This window comes from Pseudomonas edaphica (assembly GCF_005863185.1).
Lineage (GTDB): Bacteria > Pseudomonadota > Gammaproteobacteria > Pseudomonadales > Pseudomonadaceae > Aquipseudomonas > Aquipseudomonas edaphica.
Map to the genome: position 1 here is coordinate 1 of NZ_VBVZ01000479.1, position 4,943 is coordinate 4,943.

At 61.8% G+C, this 4,943-nt stretch carries 5 protein-coding genes; all 5 read right to left on the reverse strand.

All coding sequences use genetic code 11. The features are described 5' to 3' along the window. Positions 1–1,106: ABC transporter substrate-binding protein (locus FEM54_RS24640; protein WP_138453447.1), on the reverse strand; the 1,106-nt coding region annotated here is incomplete at its 3' end. A gap of 17 nt (positions 1,107–1,123) precedes the next feature. After that, a complete protein-coding gene (locus FEM54_RS24645) occupies positions 1,124–2,173 on the reverse strand; it encodes a branched-chain amino acid ABC transporter permease (RefSeq protein ID WP_017137548.1) in 1,050 nt (349 codons plus the stop codon). A gap of 4 nt (positions 2,174–2,177) precedes the next feature. Then, a complete protein-coding gene (locus FEM54_RS24650) occupies positions 2,178–3,059 on the reverse strand; it encodes a branched-chain amino acid ABC transporter permease (RefSeq protein WP_017137547.1) in 882 nt (293 codons plus the stop codon). Then, positions 3,059–3,829, reverse strand: a complete 771-nt coding sequence (locus FEM54_RS24655) for an ABC transporter ATP-binding protein (RefSeq protein WP_099550533.1) — start codon at positions 3,827–3,829, stop codon at positions 3,059–3,061. Before FEM54_RS24655 ends, FEM54_RS24650 begins: the two co-directional genes overlap by 1 nt. Further along, positions 3,826–4,737: an AMP-binding protein gene (locus FEM54_RS24660; RefSeq protein WP_017137545.1), complete on the reverse strand. Its 912-nt coding sequence runs from the start codon at positions 4,735–4,737 to the stop codon at positions 3,826–3,828. Before FEM54_RS24660 ends, FEM54_RS24655 begins: the two co-directional genes overlap by 4 nt. Positions 4,738–4,943: the final 206 nt, after the last annotated feature.

The window sequence follows — 4,943 nt, forward strand, 5'->3', positions numbered from 1 at the left end:
GTGTCATCGATATTCAGATGCTCCAGGCCCCAACGGCCTTCTTCGCCATTGAGTGGGCGCTTGCCGAACTTGGCCTGGGCGGTACGGATCGCTTCCACCGCCACGGCGGCATTCACCAGGCCGGAGTTGTAGTAGACGCTGCCGAAGTTTTTCAGGTCCTTGAGGTCGCTGTGGCCTTTGTCGAGGATGGACTGTTTGAGGCGTTTATGGATCTCGAAGTCAGCACCTGCCGGGTAAGGCGTGAGCGCCAGGTAACCTTTGGCGGCGGCGCCCGCGGGCAACACGTCCTCGCTGGAACTGGCCCAGATATCGCCAATGATATGGTCAACCGGGAAGCCAAAACGTGCAGCGGTCTTCACCGCCACGGGCGTGGACACGCCCCAGGTGCGCAAAAACACCCAGTCCGGATTGGCCTGGCGCACCTGGCGCCATTGCGCCGACTGCTCGTTGCCCGGGTCGGCCACGGGAATCTGGATATTTTCAAAGCCGTATTTCTCGGCCAGTAACTTCAACGGGCCGAGGGTTTCACGGCCGTAAGCCGAATCGTGATAGACCGTGGCGATCTTCTTGCCCTTGAGTTTGTCGAAGCCGCCTTCGCGCTGGGCAATGTAATTCACCAGTGTGGACGCTTCGCTGTAGAAGGTCAGCATCACCGGGAAGTTATAAGGAAACACGGTGCCGTCGGTGGCTTCGGTGCGGCCATAACCGAGGGTAATCAACGGGATCTTGTCGACTTCCGCACGCTCGCTCAACGCATACGCCGCCGGTGCGCCGTTAGGCTGGTAGACCGAGACCGGCGCGCCATCCAGGCCATTCTTGAAGCGCTCGTAGCACTCGATGCCCTTCTCCGCCGTCCATTCGGTCTCGCATTCCTGCCACACCAGTTTGACGCCGTTGATGCCGCCTTCGACCTCATTGATATAACGCAGGTAGTCGATCATCCCGGCCCACACCTGCACGCCGCTGGAGGCATAGGCGCCGACGCGGTAGGTGGCCAGCGGGATAAATTGCTGGTCGGGCGAGGCGATTGCCTGGGGCACAGCACCGGCCAAAGCTGCCAACGCAAAAGCAGCGCCGACAAGGGAACGTTTCAAGGATGTACGCATAGGAGTTCTCATCAAGGTCAGAAACGCAGCGGCCATTGCCGCAGACGGTCACGCAGGTTGTGCAAGAGGCGAATCAAGCCTTCGGGTTCCTTGATCAGGAACACGATGATCAACACGCCAAAAATGATTTTCTGCAGGTTCTGCAACTGCCCCGCATCCACCGAGCCACCGAACAGCGCCTGCCCGGCATGGCTGAGGAAAATCGGCAATAAGCTGATGAATGCCGCACCGACAAAGTTGCCGGCAATGCTGCCCATGCCACCGATAATGATGATGAACAGGATCTGGAACGAGCGGTTGATATCGAAGCTGCTGGCGCTGGCCGTGCCCAGGTAGGCAAAGGCCCACAACGCGCCGGCGATGCCTAAGTAGAACGAGCTGACCGCGAAGGCCAGGCGCTTGTAGCGCACCACCGGGATGCCGACCACAGCGGCGGCGGTGTCCATGTCGCGGATTGCCATCCAGTTACGCCCTACCTGGCTGCGCACCAGGTTGATGGCGGTCCAGGTCAACAGCAGCACCGTGACCAACGTCAGCCCGTAACGGCCCAGCGGCGTATTGAGGTCATGGCCGAACAGCGAAAGCTTCGGCGCCGAAATGGTCCCGGAGGAGCCGTAGTTGTAGAACCAGGGGAATTTGACGAACAGCCACTCCAAAAAGAACTGCGCCGCCAGCGTGGTGACCATCAAGTAGAAGCCTTTGATCCGCGAGCTGGGCAAACCAAACAGCAGCCCAACCAGCGCGCTGATCACCCCACCGCCGAGCAGCGCCACCGGCAGGCCCAGCTCGGGCAGACGCAGCAGAAAACCGTAGGTGGCAAACGCGCCAACGGCCATGAAACCCGCCGCGCCCACTGAGGTTTGCCCGGTATAGCCGGTGAGCAGATTCAGGCCCAGACCGGCCAGCGACAGCACCAGAAACGGGATCAGGATCGCATTGAGCCAATAGTCATTGCCCCACAGCGGCACCCCGATAAAGGCCACGGCCAATAAGCCGATCAGGCCCCAGGGCAAACGCCGCTGAATCAGTAATAACGGCGCGGTTTCTTGAACAACGGGTATCGACATGGTTTCAGACTCGCTCGATGGCGCGCTCGCCGAACAGGCCGGCGGGACGGATATACAGGAAGGCCAGGGCCAATACATAAGCGAACCACGGCGTGATACCGCCACCGATCAGGGGGCCGACATACACCTCGGCGAGGTTCTCCGCCGCGCCGACAATCAGCCCGCCGACAATCGCCCCGCCAATCGAGGTAAAGCCGCCGATGATCAACACCGGCAAGGCCTTGAGCACCACCAGCGAAAGGGAAAACTGCACGCCCTGGCGCGCGCCCCACAGCAGCCCGGCCACCAGCCCGACAATGCCGGCCACGGCCCAGACGATCTGCCAGATACGGTTGAGGTTGATGCCGATGGACAGCGCCGCCGTGGTGTCATCCGCCACGGCGCGCAACGACACACCGATGCGAGTCTTGTTGAACAGCAACGCCAGCACGGTTACCAGCACAACGGCAGCCGCCGCGGCGATCAAATCAAACTGGCTGAGCATCAACGGGCCGACAAACAGCGGCACGTCGTCGATGCCCAAGTCCAGCGCACGCACCTGCGAGCCCATCAGCCCTTGGGCCAGGCCTTCGATGATGAACGAAAGGCCCAAGGTGGCCATGAACAGGGTGATCTGCGAGCGGTTCACCAGCGGGCGCAGTACCAGCCGCTCGATGAGCAAGGCGCCGATGATCATCACGATTACCGTCAGCAGCAACGCCAGGGCAAAGGGCACGCCCTGGTCATGCAGGCTGACAAAGGTCAGCGCGGCAAACAGCAGCATCGAGCCCTGGGCGAAATTGAACACGCCGCTGGCCTTGTAGATCAGCACGAAACCGATGGCGACCAGCGAATACATGGTGCCGGCGAGCAGGCCGCCGAGCAGGGTTTCAAAGAAGAACGTCATCAGTGTGCAACTCCCAGGTACGCCGCGATCACCTCGGGGTCGGCCTGCACCTGCGCAGGTGTGCCGTCGCCGACTTTGCGTCCGTAGTCGAGCACCACCACATGGTCGGACAGGCCCATCACCACGCCGATGTCGTGTTCGATCAACACCACGGTGGTGCCGAGGTCGCGGTTGACGTCGGCGACAAAGCGCGCCATTTCCTGTTTTTCCTCGGCGTTCATGCCGGCCATGGGCTCGTCCAGCAGCAACAGGCTGGGGCCGGCGATCAAGGCACGGCCCAGCTCTACGCGCTTTTGCAAACCGTAAGAGAGGTTGCCCACCAGCACATCGCGGTGCGCTTGCAGTTCGAGGAATTCGAGGATGCCTTGGCCGCGCAGGCGAAAGGCTTCGGCCTCACGGCGGGCGCGGGGCAAGCCCAGGGCTTGCTCGATAAAGCTGGTGCGCATATGCCGCGACAGGCCGGTAAGGATGTTGTCGAGCACGCTCATTTTCTTGAACAGTGCGTTGTTCTGAAAAGTACGCCCGATACCTCGACGCGCCGCACCCAAAGGGTCGATGCGGTGCAAGTGTTGTTGCTCAAACACAATCTCACCGGCATCGAAGCGGTACACGCCGTTAAGCACATTGAGCAGCGAACTTTTACCGGCGCCGTTGGGGCCGATCAGCGCACAGATTTCGCCGCGCTGCACCTCAAAGGACAAGGCATTGATGGCCTTGACGCCTTTGAACGACAGCGAGATCTCGCGCACCTGGAGAATGGTCTGGCTCATGCGATGTCCCGTTTGAATTCAGCCAGCCATGCTGGATCGCGGCTGGTTTTTTGCGCGCTGGCTGGCTGCCAGATATAGGTCAACCGTTGGAAGCCCAGCAGCCTGCGTACACGATTTTTCAACAGGCGCCGCAGGCCACTTTGCGGGTGAGCGATGGCCCACTCACACACGCGTCGGCGCCAGGTGCCGTGGGGCGCCAGGCGGCTTTCGATATCGTCGGCCAGGTGCTGTAAACGCTCGGGGGACAGCAGCAGGCCGGTCGGCGCGACCTCACCGCGATCACGTCGGGCCGAGGCCGGGCTTTCCGGGAAAGCCAGGCCGTGGCCGCTGTTCAACCATTGCTCCAGGACTACCGCCAGGCCGCCTTGCCAGTGGGTGCCCTCCTCGCTCCACAACACGGTTTCACCGCTCGGTTGCCACCAGCGCTGCAGGTGTTGCGCCGGGTCTGCCGGGCCGAGCAATTGGGTGAAATCCAACAGATTGGCAGACTGCCAGTGCCGCACCTGCTGCCGCCCCTGGGCATACGAATGGCTGGGGTGAATGCGCCATAGCTGTTGGTACAGGGCTTCTGGCTCCAGGTCATCGGCCAGGGTCAGCACCTGCCCGCCGGCAGACTGCGCGGCCAGCGCCAACAGCAGCAGGTCAGGCTCGAACGTGCCGCTTAAGGCCAAGCGTGATTGCGCGCTGAAACCTTGCTGGCGCAAACCATCGGCCAGGCGCTCGACGTCGCGCAACACGTCGATCCAGCGCCAGGCATACCACTGCCCCTGGCGCTTGTGACGCAGGGCGATGTGCAGCGGGGTGAGCTGCGCCCAGTGCTGCAAATGCTCCAGGGCTTTGGGCAGGTTGCCGAGCAGTTCGGCAGGCCATTCCAGCGCCTGCGGACGTTTGAGTTCGTGCACGCTCATAGGGGTAATGCTCCTATTCAAGTAGTGTGCGTGCGGTGGTCCGCTGGCCAGGTCAGGTGGTTCAACAGCGATCAACTGTGGCAAGCCAGCTCCCACATGGACCGAGGTGCTTCAGTTAGATTGCAGTGGCTTTGAGGTCGCGGTGGTCCGCTGGCCTAGTCAGGTGGATCAACACCAATCAACTGTGGGAGCTGGCTTGCCTGCGA